13 protein-coding genes are annotated in these 12,948 nt (G+C 74.4%); 2 read left to right on the plus strand and 11 right to left on the minus strand.

Annotated elements, in window-relative coordinates; translation table 11 throughout:
• Window positions 1-4: 4 nt before the first annotated feature.
• The 11 genes from ACN260_RS26565 to ACN260_RS26615 all read right to left on the minus strand — a co-directional run bounded on the left by ACN260_RS26565 (window position 5) and on the right by ACN260_RS26615 (window position 11,615).
• Complete coding sequence (locus ACN260_RS26565) at window positions 5-733, minus strand: ABC transporter ATP-binding protein (RefSeq protein WP_422753568.1); 729 nt, start codon at window positions 731-733, stop codon at window positions 5-7.
• Window positions 730-1,737 carry an ABC transporter ATP-binding protein gene (locus tag ACN260_RS26570; RefSeq protein WP_422753569.1) on the minus strand — a complete coding sequence of 336 codons (1,008 nt, stop codon included), beginning with the start codon at window positions 1,735-1,737 and terminating at the stop codon, window positions 730-732. Before ACN260_RS26570 ends, ACN260_RS26565 begins: the two co-directional genes overlap by 4 nt.
• Window positions 1,734-2,633: an ABC transporter permease gene (locus ACN260_RS26575; RefSeq protein ID WP_422753570.1), complete on the minus strand. Its 900-nt coding sequence runs from the start codon at window positions 2,631-2,633 to the stop codon at window positions 1,734-1,736. The genes ACN260_RS26570 and ACN260_RS26575 overlap by 4 nt, the downstream gene beginning before the upstream one ends.
• Window positions 2,626-3,639: an ABC transporter permease gene (locus ACN260_RS26580; RefSeq protein WP_422753571.1), complete on the minus strand. Its 1,014-nt coding sequence runs from the start codon at window positions 3,637-3,639 to the stop codon at window positions 2,626-2,628. Before ACN260_RS26580 ends, ACN260_RS26575 begins: the two co-directional genes overlap by 8 nt.
• The gene (locus ACN260_RS26585; protein WP_422753572.1) at window positions 3,636-5,231 is read right to left on the minus strand and encodes an ABC transporter substrate-binding protein; all 1,596 of its coding nucleotides are present in this window, start codon (window positions 5,229-5,231) and stop codon (window positions 3,636-3,638) included. The genes ACN260_RS26580 and ACN260_RS26585 overlap by 4 nt, the downstream gene beginning before the upstream one ends.
• Window positions 5,232-5,308: 77 nt before the next feature.
• Window positions 5,309-5,566, minus strand: coding sequence for a superoxide dismutase (locus ACN260_RS26590; protein WP_422753573.1), 258 nt, complete (start codon window positions 5,564-5,566; stop codon window positions 5,309-5,311).
• 5 nt (window positions 5,567-5,571) lie between these two features.
• Window positions 5,572-6,186 (minus strand): superoxide dismutase, encoded by a 615-nt coding sequence (locus tag ACN260_RS26595; RefSeq protein WP_204958983.1) that lies wholly within the window; start codon window positions 6,184-6,186, stop codon window positions 5,572-5,574.
• A 226-nt stretch (window positions 6,187-6,412) separates the two neighbouring features.
• Window positions 6,413-7,732, minus strand: a complete 1,320-nt coding sequence (locus tag ACN260_RS26600; protein ID WP_422753574.1) for a cellulose binding domain-containing protein — start codon at window positions 7,730-7,732, stop codon at window positions 6,413-6,415.
• Between the two features lie 693 nt (window positions 7,733-8,425).
• Window positions 8,426-9,685, minus strand: a complete 1,260-nt coding sequence (locus ACN260_RS26605) for an ABC transporter permease (protein ID WP_422753575.1) — start codon at window positions 9,683-9,685, stop codon at window positions 8,426-8,428.
• Window positions 9,682-10,338: an ABC transporter ATP-binding protein gene (locus ACN260_RS26610; RefSeq protein ID WP_145922537.1), complete on the minus strand. Its 657-nt coding sequence runs from the start codon at window positions 10,336-10,338 to the stop codon at window positions 9,682-9,684. Before ACN260_RS26610 ends, ACN260_RS26605 begins: the two co-directional genes overlap by 4 nt.
• 26 nt (window positions 10,339-10,364) lie before the next feature.
• A complete protein-coding gene (locus tag ACN260_RS26615; RefSeq protein WP_422753576.1) occupies window positions 10,365-11,615 on the minus strand; it encodes a hypothetical protein in 1,251 nt (416 codons plus the stop codon).
• A gap of 89 nt (window positions 11,616-11,704) precedes the next feature.
• On the opposite strand from ACN260_RS26615, the gene ACN260_RS26620 reads away from it, so the two are divergent.
• Together ACN260_RS26620 and ACN260_RS26625 are read left to right on the plus strand one after the other, a co-directional pair.
• Window positions 11,705-12,271: a hypothetical protein gene (locus ACN260_RS26620; RefSeq protein ID WP_422753577.1), complete on the plus strand. Its 567-nt coding sequence runs from the start codon at window positions 11,705-11,707 to the stop codon at window positions 12,269-12,271.
• 85 nt (window positions 12,272-12,356) lie between these two features.
• A complete protein-coding gene (locus ACN260_RS26625; RefSeq protein WP_422753578.1) occupies window positions 12,357-12,908 on the plus strand; it encodes a hypothetical protein in 552 nt (183 codons plus the stop codon).
• The last annotated feature ends 40 nt before the right edge of the window (window positions 12,909-12,948 follow it).

The raw sequence follows: 12,948 nt of genomic DNA on the forward strand, positions 1-12,948 counted from the left end.
CTCGTCAGCGGGGCGGCGCGGGTGGGTCGGCCGCCGGCCCCGGCAGGTCCACCACCCGGGACGCCCAGCGGGCCAGCAGCGCCGGATCGTGGGTGATCAGCAGCACGCCCGCGCGGTGCCGACGCTGGTAGTCGGTGACGACGGCGGCGACGTGGGCCTGGGTGGAGGCGTCGAGCATGGCGGTGGCCTCGTCGCAGAGCAGGTGGTCGGGGCGGTGCACGAGGGCGCGGGCCAGGCAGGCGCGTTGCAACTGCCCGTCGCTGACCGCGTGCGGACGCCGGGTGAGCAGGTCGCGGGTGAGCCCGACCTGGTCGGCCAGCTCGGCCGTCCGGGCGGCCACCTGCCCGGCCGGCGTACCGGTGGCGCGCAGCGGCTCGGCGATCAGGTCGGCCAGGCTCAACCGGGGGTCGCTGGCGGCGCGGGGGCTCTGGAACAGGATCGCCACCCGGGTCCGTACGGCGGCGGGCAGCCGGTGCCGGACCCCGGCGACGGGTTCGCCGTCGAGGGTGATCCGGCCGCCGTCCGGGGCATGCAGGAAGGCCAGCACCCGGGCAAGGGTGGACTTGCCGCTGCCGGAGGGGCCGCGCAGGCCGACCGTCTCACCGGGAGCGACGTGCAGGTCGACCCGGTCCAGGACGCGCTGCCGGCCGTAGTGGACGGTCACCTGGTGCGCGGCGAGCCCGGCGGGCGCGGTCGGCCGGGGGCCGGTCGGGTCGTCGAGCGTGGTCGTCATGCCGGTGCTCCGGGGGTGAGCGGGTGGTGGCAGGCGACCTGCCCGGTGCCGGCGGCCGTCGGGCGGGGCGGGGTACGGCAGGTGTCGGTGGCCCGGGGGCAGCGCGGGGCGAACGCGCAGCCGTCGGGCAGGTCGGTGAGCATCGGCGGGTGACCGGGCACCGGGGTGAACGCCCGGTCGGGCAGGGCGTCGAGCAGCCCGGCGGTGTACGGGTGGGCGGGGCTGTCGAACAGGTCCGGGGTGGACCGGTGTTCGACGACGCGGCTGGCGTACATGACGGCGACGGTGTCGGCGACGCGGCGGGCGGCGGCGAGGTCGTGGGTGATGAGCAGGACGGCGGCCCCCGCGTCGCAGCGGCGGCGCAGCAGGTCCAGGGTGTGCTCCACCAACGGCCGGTCGAGGCCGCTGGTGGGTTCGTCGGCGAGCAGCAGCGGCGGGTCGGGGGCCAGCGCCAGGGCGGTGGCCAGCCGCTGGGCCATCCCCCCGGACAGCTCGTGCGGATACCTGTCGAGGTCGGCGGGGTGCAGGCCGACGTCGGTGGCGGCCCGCCCGGCGGCCTCGGCGACGTCGCGGCGGGGGTGCCCGTGGGCGCGCAGGGTCTCCTCCAGCAGCCGCCGGCCGGTGCGCACCGGGGTCAGGGCGGTGGCCGGGCTCTGCGGGACGAGACCGACGACCCGGCCCCGGACGTGCCGGGCGAGATGCCGTTCGCCCGCCGCGACCAGGTCGACCGGGATGCCGTCCGCCGGGTGCAGGTGGGCGTGCCCGGTGACGGTGGCGTTGCGGGGCAGCAGGCCGAGCAGGGCGTGCGCGAGGACGGACTTGCCGCAGCCCGACTCGCCGACCACGGCCAGCAGCTCGCCGGGGTGCAGGTGGAGGCGCAGGTCGGTGACGGCGTGCACGACGGCGTCGGGGAGCCGGAACCGGACGGTCAGCCCGTCGACGGTCAGCAGCGCCGGCCGGGGGCCGGCGTCGGTGGGCACGGTGCCGGTTGCGCTCGCGGTCACAGCTGCAACTCCGCCCGTACGCGGGGGTCGAGGCGGTCCCGCCAGCGGCCGGTGAGCACGGCCAGGGCGAGGGTGACGGCGACCAGGGCGAGGCCGGGGACGATGCTCGCCCACCACGCGCCGGTGAGCAGGGACCGCTGACCGTCGTTGATCATGTTGCCGATCGAGGCGAGGTGCGGCGGCAGGCCCAGGCCGAGGAAGGACAGCGCGGTCTCGTGCCAGACGGCGTGCGGCACCATCAGCGTGGTCGCCAGCGCGAGCCGGGGCAGCACGTGCGGCAGCAGGTGCCGGGTGAGCACCCGGGCCCGGCCCGCCCCGCCGGAGATCGCGGCGTCGACGAACGGCCGGGACCGCAGGCTGAGCAGTTCGGAGCGGACGATGCGGGCGGTGGACAGCCAGTGCGTCAACGCGATCGAGGCGACGACCGCGCCGAGGCTCGGCCGCAGCATCGCCACGATGAAGATGCCCAGCAGCAGGTGCGGCAGGGCGGCGACGGTGTCGACGGTCCGCATCAGCACCCGGTCGACCCGCCCGCCGACGCTGCCGGCGACCGCGCCGACGAGGCCACCGATGACGGTGGCGACCAGCGCGGCGACCACCCCGACGAGCAGCGAGACGCGCAGCCCGTAGAGGCTGCGCAGGGCCACGTCCCGGCCCAGGTCGTCGGTGCCGGCCAGGTGTTCGGGCGAGGGCGCGAGCCGGGTCCGGGCGAGGTCGACCGCGCTCTGGTCCAGTGGCCAGAGCAGGGGCGCGAGCAGGCAGGCGACGACCGCGACGACGAGCACGGCGACGGCCACCCCCGCGCCGGCCCGTCCTGCCCGCAGCAGGGTGGGCGGCCGGCGCGACGGCAGGCGTCGGGCGGGTGGGGCGACCGGCGGTGGGGCGAGGTCAGTCATCGAGGCGTACCCGGGGGTCGGCGGCGGCGTAGCCGAGGTCGGTGGCCAGGTTCGCGGCCAGCACCACCACGGTGGTGGCCAGGGTGGTGGCGGCCAGCAGCGGGAAGTCCGCGCCCAACGCCGCCGCGACGGTGACCGCGCCGAGACCGGGCAGCGAGAACACGGTCTCCACCAGCACCGCGCCGCCGACGAGTTCGGGCAGGTGGGTGCCGACCAGGGTGAGGAAGGGCAGCAGCGCGGTACGCAGCGCGTGACCGAACAGGACGGTACGGCCGGGCAGCCCCCGGGCGCGGGCGGCCAGCACGTGGTCGTCGCGCAGGCTCTCGGCGACGGCGTCCCGCACGAACAGCACGAACCACGGGGCCTGGGAGATCGCCAGCACGGTCACCGGCAGCACCAGGTGCCGGGCCACGTCGGCCGGGTCGGTGCCGGTCGCGGTGAGGTCGGTGAGCCCACCGGCGGGCAGCCAGCCCAGGGTGAGGGCGAACACGGCGATCGCGGCCAGCCCGAGCCAGAACACCGGCATCGACTGCACGGCGTACGCGACGGACCGCAGGGCGCGGTCGAACCAGCCACCACGCCGGTACGCGGCGAGGGTGCCCGCCAGCACGCTCGCCACCAGGACGAGGGCGAGGGCCAGGCCGACGAGCAGCAGGGTCCAGCCGGCGCGGGCGGCCAGCACCGAGGTGACCGGCTCGTGGCGGCTGGTGGACCAGCCGAGGTCGCCGCGCAGCAGGTTGCCCACCCAGCGGGCGTACTGCACCGGCAGCGGGTCGTCGACGCCCCAGTTCGCGCGGAGCTGCGCGAGGTTCTCCTCGCTGGCGGTGAAGACCGCCGCGCCCGCGTACTGCTGGGCCGGGTCGATCGGGGAGGCCGCGCCGAGGGCGAACATGCCCATGCTGGTCGCGGCGAGCACCGGTACGGCGACCAGCAGCCGGCGGCGGATCATGACCCCGGCCCCGGCCAGCCGGCGACGGCGGACCGATGGCGGGGCCGGTGCGGTCACGACCTCTTCTCCCAGGTGTGCACGTTCCACCAGAGGCTGTTGGCGACGTCGTGCTCGTGCGGCTCGCCCCGGGGGGTCACCCCGGTCACGGTGTCGCGCACCACGTAGGTGTGTTGCAGGTAGGTGAGGAACACCCACGGCACGTCGGCGGCAAGCTGCTTCTGGAAGGTGGCGTACGCGGCCCGTCGGGCGGCCGGGTCGGTGGTGTCCCGGCCGGCCTGGAGGGCGGCGTCGACGGTGGCGGACCGGTAGGAGCCGGGGTTGAAGAAGCCCTGCCCGGCGAAGGCCGAACCGAACAGCTTGAACGACACGAAGTCCGGGTCGTACGGGGTGCCGTACCCCATGATCAGCGCGTCGGTCTTCATCCGGGGGGTGATCGCGTCCCAGGTGAGGCCCTGCGGGGTGACCGCGATGCCGATCTTGCGGGCGTCGGCGGTGACCGCCAGGGCCAGTTCCTTGCGCAGGCTGTCGGTGGCCGGGTACATCAGCGTGAACGCGGCCTGCCGTCCACCCTTGGCGCGGATGCCGTCCGGGCCGGGGGTCCAGCCGGCGGCGTCGAGGATCGCGGTGGCGGCGGCCCGGTCGGCGGTGGGCCGTCCGGTGACCGACGGCTCGGCGAACTCGGAGGTGGGCGGCACCGGGCCGAACGCCGGCTCCCCCGCCCCGCCGAGCACCCCGGTCACCATGGCCTGCCGGTCCACCGCCGCGTGCAACGCGCGGCGGACCGCCGGGTCGGCCAGGACGGGGTTGCCCATGGGCAGCATCACGCCCCGGTAGTCGGCGGTGGGGACCTTGTGTACCTGCTGACCGGCCTGGCCGTCGAACCCGGTCGCCAGCTTCGGCGGCAGTTCGGCCGCGTCGAACTCGCCGGCCCGCATCCGCTGGGCGCGGACGTTGTCGTCGGCGACGAACGCCACCACCACGCCCGGGTTCGCCGGTTTGCCGCCCCAGTACCGCTCGTTCGCCGCCAGCACCAGCCGGTCCCCCGGCGTCCACGACGTCATCCGGTACGGCCCGGTGCCGATCGGCCTGCGGTTGAACTCCGCCTTGTTGACGTCCTGCCCCTCGAACGCCTTCGCCGGCACGATGCCCAGCGCCAGCCGCTGCACGAACGGCGCGTACGGGTGTTTCAGGGTGAACACCACGGTGGACGGGTCGGGGGCGGCGACGGAGGCGAGCATGTCGAGGTCCGAGCGGAGCGTCGAGTCGACCTTCGGGTCCAGCACCGCCTGGTAGGTGAAGACGACATCCCCGGCGGTGAGCGGGCTGCCGTCGTGGAACAGCACCCCCTCACGCAGGGTCGCCGTGACCGTCCGGCCGTCCGCCGACACCGTCGGCAGTTCCCGCGCCAGGGCCGGCACGAGCTGGTTGCGGGCGTCCCGGGCGACCAGTCCGTCGAAGATCAGCGACGCGCCGTCGGGGCCGTAGTTGAGCACCGGGTTGAGGGTGTCGGGCTCACCCGCCGTGGCCACCACGACCGGGCCGTTGCCGGTGCGGCCGGTCGACGACGGCGTCGGGGACGCGCAGCCGGCGACGACGGCCAAGGCGATACCGAGCAACGCCGGCACGCGTACGGACCGGGACTTGACCATGAAGTTCTCCTGGGATGTCGCGGTGCAGCACCGCCGCGTCGACGCTCGACGCGGCGGTGCTCCGGGCGGCCGGCGGATCAGGGAGGCGGCGGGGAGGTGTCGGCCACCAGCAGGGTGAGCTGCCGGACCAGGGCGTCCAGGGATTCTCCGGTCTGCGCGCGGACCAGCCCGAGGGCGAGGTCGGCGAGCAGGTAGAAGCCGAGGGTGCGGGCCTGGTCGGTGTCGAACGAGGCCAGCAGCGCCTCCGCCCCGGCGAGGTCACCGCGGTGGCGGGCGGCGATGACCCCGGCGGCACGCTGGACGAGGTCGGCGGCGACCGGAACGGGGCCGGTCACGCCGGTCAGAGCTTCGGGGCGGTCGCGCGGGCGGCGTCGAAGCGGGCGGTCACGTCGGCCCAGTCGACGAGGTTCCACAGCCGGTCGACGTAGTCCGGGCGGACGTTGCGGTACTGCAGGTAGTAGGCGTGCTCCCAGGCGTCGAAGACCAGCAGCGGCGTCGAGCCCTGCCCGACGTTGCCGTGGTGGTCGTAGACCTGCTCCACGATCAGCCGTTGCCCCAGCGGTTCCCAGGCCAGGACGCCCCAGCCGGAGCCCTGCACGCTCTTGGTCGCCGCCGACAGCTGCCCGGCGAAGCCGTCGAACGAGCCGAAGTGCTCGTCGATCGCCGCCGCCAGCTCCCCGTCGGGGCGGTCACCGCCGTCCGGGGAGAGGTTGTTCCAGAAGATCGAGTGCAGCACGTGCCCGGACAGGTTGAACGCGAACGTCTTCTCCAACCCGACCAGCGCCGCGAAGTCGCCCTTGTCCCGGGCCTCGGCGAGCTGTTCCAGGGCGTCGTTGCTGCCCTTGACGTACGCCGCGTGGTGCTTGCTGTGGTGCAGCTCCAGGATCTCACCGGACATGGCCGGCTCCAGCGCACCGTAGTCGTACGGCATGTCGGGCAGCGAGTAGAGGCCCACCAGCAGCTCCTTGAATCGTGGGTCGACAGCGGGGCGGGCACTCAGGCCAGGTCGGATCATCGCAGGCCCGGGTACCCGCCACTGCTGCCACTATCGCGTAATTGCCAGTTCTTGGCAATAAGCGCGGCCGCACGTCACCCGGACGGCACGCCCGCGATACCGACCGGGCCCGGAACGGACGGCGGGCCCGGAGCCGGGTGGCTCCGGGCCCTGAGGGCGTCCGTGATCAGGAAATGGCGCAGGTGATGTTGCCGGGCGGCGGGGTGCCGTTGCCGGTGGCGGTGAACCCGAACGTGGTCGAGCCGTTGGGGGCCAGCGCGCCGTTGTAGGCGGCGTTGCGGACGGTGACATTGCCGGTGGTGCCGGTGTTGACACCGTTCCAGACGCTGCTGAGCGCCTGGCCGCTGCCCAGGCTCAGGCCCACGGCCCAGCCGGTGATCGCGCCGGAGCTGGTGTTGGCCACGGTGACCTCACCCTGGAAGCCGCCGGGCCAGCTGTTGACCGCCTTGTAGGTGGCGGTGCAGCCGCCGGGCCCGCTGGTGGGCGGAGGCGTGGTCGGCGGAGGCGTGGTCGGCGGGGCGGTGGTGGGCGGCGGGGTCGTCGGCGGAGCGGTGGTCGGCGGGGGCGTGGTCGGCGGCGTGGTGGACTGGAACTGGCTGAAGAAGCGCCAGATCTCCCCCGACGTCCACGTCCGCGAGTCGTTGGGGGTGCCCGACCCGTCGACCGGGCTGGGGGTGTGGTCACCGTCGAACGCGGCCCACTGCACCGGGAAGCCGGAACGGCAGCCCGAGTAGACGGTGGTGATGTGGGTGAAGGTGTTCAGGCCCGGCTCACGCGGGCTCTGCGCGGTGCACCCGTTGTTCCGGACGAACGTGTCGCGCAGCGAGCGGCCCATCGAGATGTTCAGCACGCTGTCGTGGGTGCCGTGGATGCCGAAGTACGGCACCGGCTGGGTGCCGCCGTTGCAGCCGCTGAGCTGGGCGCCGGACAGCACGGCGACCGCGCGCACCACGGTGGGCCGGGCGCAGGCCACCGCGTAGCTCATCGCCCCGCCGTAGCTCCAGCCCAGCACGAACCGCTGGGTGGTGTCGACGCACAGGTCGTTCTCGACCTGCCGGAGGATGTCGTCGAAGAGGGTCAGGTCCCGGCCGTTGGTGTTGGCCCAGCCGGCGTCGATGCCCTGCGGGGCGACGAAGATCGTGCTGTTGTTGGACAGTGGCAGCAGGCCGTAGTAGCCGGCCGAGGAGACGTTCTGCGCCGAGCCGTTCAACCAGTGGAAGCCGACGACCAGCCGGTACTGGCGGTTACGGTCGTAGCCGTCCGGAATCCGCAGGATGTAGCTGCGGTTCTGCCCGCTGCTGGTGATCGTGCGCGTCCCGTTGCTCAACGTGGGGGCCTTGCCGCAGCCCGCCGTCGCCGCGAGGGTGCCGTTCGTCGCCGCCTCCGCCGTCGCGGAGAGGCCGCCGTTCAGCGCGCCGCCGACGGTCGCCGCGAGCAGGACGGCCGCGGCGGCGATGGTCGGGAGTAGGTGTCTGTGTCTGACCATTGCTTGGCTCCTTGCCATGGGTCTGGTGTCCCGGTGGTGATACGCGGAGTCGACCCGGCGATGGCCGGCGGGGACGGCAGGATGCGGTGGACACCCGCAGCCCGTCTCCTCGCCCGGGCGGGCGACTCGGGTGGGCGGACGCGCCCGTTCGGCGCGGACGGCACGACGGCTCGGTGGAGCGGCCCGGATCTGGTCGTCGACCGGCAGGGCGGCGCGAGGGGTGCCCTCGTGTGCCGCTGCCAACGGACTGTGACGACGGGAAGCGTGCCCTTCGCTCCCGGCCGAAAGATAGCAGGTTATCGATAACATGCTCAACCGGACGGGCAGCGTCGGCTGCCGGAGCGGGTGGGTCGCCACACCGCGGGGCCACCCGCATCCCCGTCCTGCCGTGCCGGCATACCGGGGCCCGGTCCACCCGTGACGGTCCGCCCGCCGCCGGCCCGGCCGTCACGTTCCCGCTGTTCAGCGGCCTTGTTACCGAGGACCACCAACGGATCCGCAGGCACCGGGCACCCCGTCGACCGCCCCGCCGACGGCGGGGGCCGACCTGCGCCGGGACGGATCGACCGGACCCCGAACCGGCAGCCGTTGTCGAAACTATCGGAGGGGAAGCTCGTAACTTTCCGGAGCCGGCCGGTCGACGGATGTGACCGTTAACGGCAGGACGGTGGCCGGACCCGCCGCCGGCCCGGCTCAGATGCTGGCGAGCGCCTCGGTCGGCGGCAGGGCGGCGGCCCGCATCGACGGGTAGACGCCGGCCACCACGCCCACCACCGCCGCACCGGCCAGCCCGGCCAGCGTCGCGGCGAGCGGGATCACCACCGGCCACTGGTGGTACGCGGCGTAGCCGGCGGTGACGGCCAGCCCGAGCAGCGTCCCGACGACCCCGCCCAGCGACGCCAGGGCCACCGACTCGGTGAGGAACTGGCCACGGATCTGCCCCCGGTGGGCGCCGAGCGCGCGTCGCAGACCGATCTCGGCCCGCCGTTCCAGCACCGAGATGACCATCGTGTTGGCCACCCCGATCCCACCCACCAGCAGCGCCACCGCCGCCAGGGCCAGGAACAGCGACGAGAAGGCGTCCTCGGTGGCCCGCTTCGCGGCCAGCGCATCGGAGGGGCGGCTGACCAGCACGTCGGCCGGGCTCTGCGGGTTGACCGTCTCGGGCAGCACCGCCCGGACCTGCTCCACCGCCGGCTCCAGCGACCGGACATAGAGCACCGTGGGGTGCCCGTCGAAGCCCAGCTCGGACTGCGCGGCCGGCCAGCCGACCAGCACCGACCGGTCGATGTCCGGCAGCAGCGGGACGGCGGCCAGGATACCGACCACGGTGAACCACCGGTCGCCGATCAGCACCTGCTGACCGGGCCCACCCCCGGCGGGCACGTCGCGGACGCCCAGCCGGGCCGCCGCGACCGCGCCGAGCACCACGGCGGGGAAACGCTCCGTCGCCGGGGTGAGCCAGCTGCCGTGCTGTACCCGGGCGTTGATGATCGGGAGCAGGTCGAGTTGGCTGGCCAGCACGGTCAGACCCGAGCCGTCGTCGGGGTCGGTACGGTCGGAGCGGCGGACCAGCCGGTGCGTGTTGGCGACCGCGCTGACACTCGTCACCGGGCCCACCCGCCGGACCATGGCGGTCGACTCCGTCGGCAGCAGCGCCGGCGGGTCCTGGTCGGGCAGCGCCCGCACCTCCAGCATGTTCGTGCCGAGCGCGGACAGTTCCCGCATCAGCTGGGCCTGGCTGGAGGCGGGGATGCCGGTCACCACGATCATGGTGGCGATCCCGATGGCGATGCCGAGCGCCGACAGCGCGGCCCGGGTGCGCCGGGTACGGATACCGAGCAGCCCCAGCCCGAGCAGGTCGGTCACGGCCAGCCGGACCGGCCGGGCGGCCTCGCGGGCCGTACCCGGATGCGCCCGGTGCGGCGTCCCCCCGGTGGTGGGTGTGCTCATCGGGGCGTCACCACCCGGCCGGAGTCGGCGACCAGGTGGCCGTCGCGCAGCTCCACCCGACGGGGCAGGCGGGCGGCGATGTCCCGGTCGTGGGTGATCACGGCGATGGTGGTGCCCTCCGCGTGCAGCCGGTACAGCAGCTCCAGGACGGCCTGGCCGGTACGGGTGTCCAGCGCGCCGGTGGGTTCGTCGGCGAGTAGCAGCGCGGGCTGGTGGACCAAAGCGCGGGCGATCGCCACCCGCTGCCGTTCCCCGCCGGAGAGCTGGTGCGGCAGGTGGGTGACGCGGTGCGCCAGGCCGACCCGGTCCAGCGCGGCGAGGGCCAGCGGCCGGCGGTGCCGGCGGGGCACCCCGGCGTAGAGCAGGCCGGTGGCGACGTTCTCGGCGGCGGTGAGCCCGGCGGTGAGGTGGAACTGTTGGAAGACGAAGCCCAGCCAGCGCCCGCGCAGCGCGGACAGCTGCCGGTCGGAGAGCCCGGCGACGTCGAGGCCACCGAGGTGCACCGTGCCGGAGGTCGGCCGGTCCAGCGTGCCCATGATGTGCAGCAGCGTCGACTTGCCGGAGCCGGACGGTCCGACGATGGCCAGCATCTCACCCCCGGTGATGTCGAGCGAGACGCCGGCGAGGGCGGTGACCCCGCCCGGGTAGCGCATGGCGGCGTCGCGTACGGCCAGCACGGTCACGAGGCGGTCACCACCGCGAGGTCCTCGGTGATCCCGTCGCCGGAGACCTCCACCATGCCCTTGGCGAACATGCCCGTGGTGACGGCGACGAACCGTCCACCGTCTGCCAGTTGCAGCGCGTAGCCGCCCTCGCTGAGCGCCACCAGCGCGCCGACCGGTACGGCGAGGACGCCCTCCCGGGTCTCGCCGGCCAGGTCGACCTGCACGTCGGCGGCGTCGATCCCGCTCAGGTCGTCGTCCACGGTCACCGTGACGGCCCGCTTCGGCGTGCCGGTCGGGCCGGCGTCGTCGTCCTGGGTGACGGCGGTGGCGACCGCCGAGACGGTGCCGTCGACTGTCTTGTCGCCCGGCAGCGTCACCGTCACCCGGTCGCCCCGCTGGATCGTGCCGGCCTCGGCCGCCTCGGCCCGGACGGTGATCACCTTCGCGGTCGGCGTGACGGTCAGCAGCGGCGTCTCTGCGGGGTCCCCGCGCAGCGCGGTGACGGCGTCGACCCGGACCGCGGCGGGCAGCACGGCCACGTCGCCGACGGCGATCCGGCCGGTCACCGGCAGTTCGGTGTCCTGCTGCCAGCGCTTGATGGCCCGCATCAGCGAGCCGGTCAGCACCCCCTCGCCCTTGCGGACGACGACCCGGGCCGGGGTGGCAGCCGTCGGCGTGGGGGCCGCCGCGCCCTGCCCGGAGGTGCCCCTGCCCGCCTCCGGTGCCGTCTTCTGCTGCCCGGCGGGCGGGGCGGAGGGACCGGACTTCACCGGTCGGGAGACCTTCTCCCCCGGTACGGGCTGGTAGCCGATCTCGTACCCCAGGGCCTTGAGGTTGGTGGCGACGATCCGCACGTCGCGGCCCACCGTGCCGGGTTCGGCCAGGTCGCGGTAGAGCGGCAGGCCGCCGTAGAACAGCGGCACCGGCTGGTCGTCGATCCGGTAGAGCTGCTCTCCCCGGGTCACCGTCGCGCCGGCCGGCGGCAGCCAGGTGACCGTCCCGCTCCGGCCGCCCTTCACCGGCTCCGCCCGCCCGTATCCGAGGGTGCCGGTCAGCGACACGGTGGTGGCGAGGTCGGTCCGCACGACGGTGGTGGTCCGCACCGGGACCGGCGGGTCCCCGCCGGCCGTGGCCGGACCACGGTGGACGGACCAGACGACGCCGCTGGCGACGACCGCCACCACCAGGGTCAGCACGGCCGGGACGACCACGCGTCGGCCGGTACGGCGCGGTGGGCTCTGCGCTGGTGACTGTTCTGTTGACACGCCGCGAGCATGGCGACGGTTCTTCAGAAACCTGTCAGGTCCGCGGAATCCACACGGGTTCCTGACATCCCGCCCCGACCGTGGGATGCATGTCGCACACGTTCCTCACCACGGCCCGTCGCTTCGGCCTACCGGCGCTGGTGGTCGGTGGCCTGCTCGCCGGTTGTTCCGCCGCCCCGACCGACGACCGGGCCGACGACTCACAGGTGGCCTCGGTGCAGAGCCCGGGCACCCGCGCCACCGGTCCCGCCGACGTCGAGGACCGACGCCCGCTGATCCCCCTCGACGCCACCAACGACGAAATCGAGGCCCTGCGGGCGGTCTGGGGGCGGTGTGTGGCCAAGGAGGGCGGCCCCGGCTACGAGGACGGCCGGATGGTGATCTGGAAGGAGAGCCAGAACGACCCGAAGGCGAAGCGGGTCCGGGCGGCGTGCCGGTCGACGGAGCCGGAGTTCTTCGAGGAGCGTCAGAAGCGTACGGACAACGCGGCGTTCCGGGACAACCAGCACGAGTGGTACCAGTGCGCCAAGCAGGCCGGTTACCGGTTGACCACGCCCGACGAGGACGGCGAGTTCGGGATCACCGAGGTCGGCCCGAACGGTGACTTCCAGTCGCCTAAGATGACGGCGTGCCGGCGGGAGGCGTTCAGCCGGTGACCCGTCCGGCCGGTCGCCGGCCACGCGGCGCGACCGGGCCGCCGCGAGGGTGCGTACGGCGGGCGGCCACGGGTAATCCGCGCCCATGGCGCGCTACACGAAACCCGAGCTGCGCGAGCAGCTCAAGGAGGAGATCCGGGCCGGCGACCGGGGCGGACGACCGGGGCAGTGGTCGGCGCGCAAGTCGCAACTGCTGACCCGCGAGTACCAGCAGCGCGGCGGCGGCTACCAGGGCCCGAGGGACGAGCGGCAGCAGTCCCTGCGCCGCTGGGGCGACCAGAAGTGGCGGACCAGGCAGGGCACCACCCGGGCCCGGCACGACGGTGAGACCGACCGGTACCTGCCCGACAAGGCGTGGAAGCAACTCTCCCCGCAGCAGCAACGGGCCACCGACGCGCGCAAGCGCCGGGCGTCGACCTCCGGCCGGCAGTACGTGGCCAACACCGGCCCGGCCCGGCGCGCACGCCGCAACGTCACCTCGGGTGGTTCGCTGACCGAGCTGACCGTGGCCGAGGCGACGAAACACGTCCGCGATCTCGACACCGCGCAGCTGCGGGCCGCCCTGCGGGCCGAACGCCGGGGCAAGGGCCGTAAGACGCTGATCAGTCGGCTGGAGTCCGCGCTGGCCCGCCGCTGACCGGACCGGGCGGTCCGGCCACCTGGCGGCCGGTACGGCG

The sequence above is a fragment of the Micromonospora sp. WMMD708 genome, from assembly GCF_049315245.1.
Lineage (GTDB): Bacteria > Actinomycetota > Actinomycetes > Mycobacteriales > Micromonosporaceae > Micromonospora > Micromonospora wenchangensis.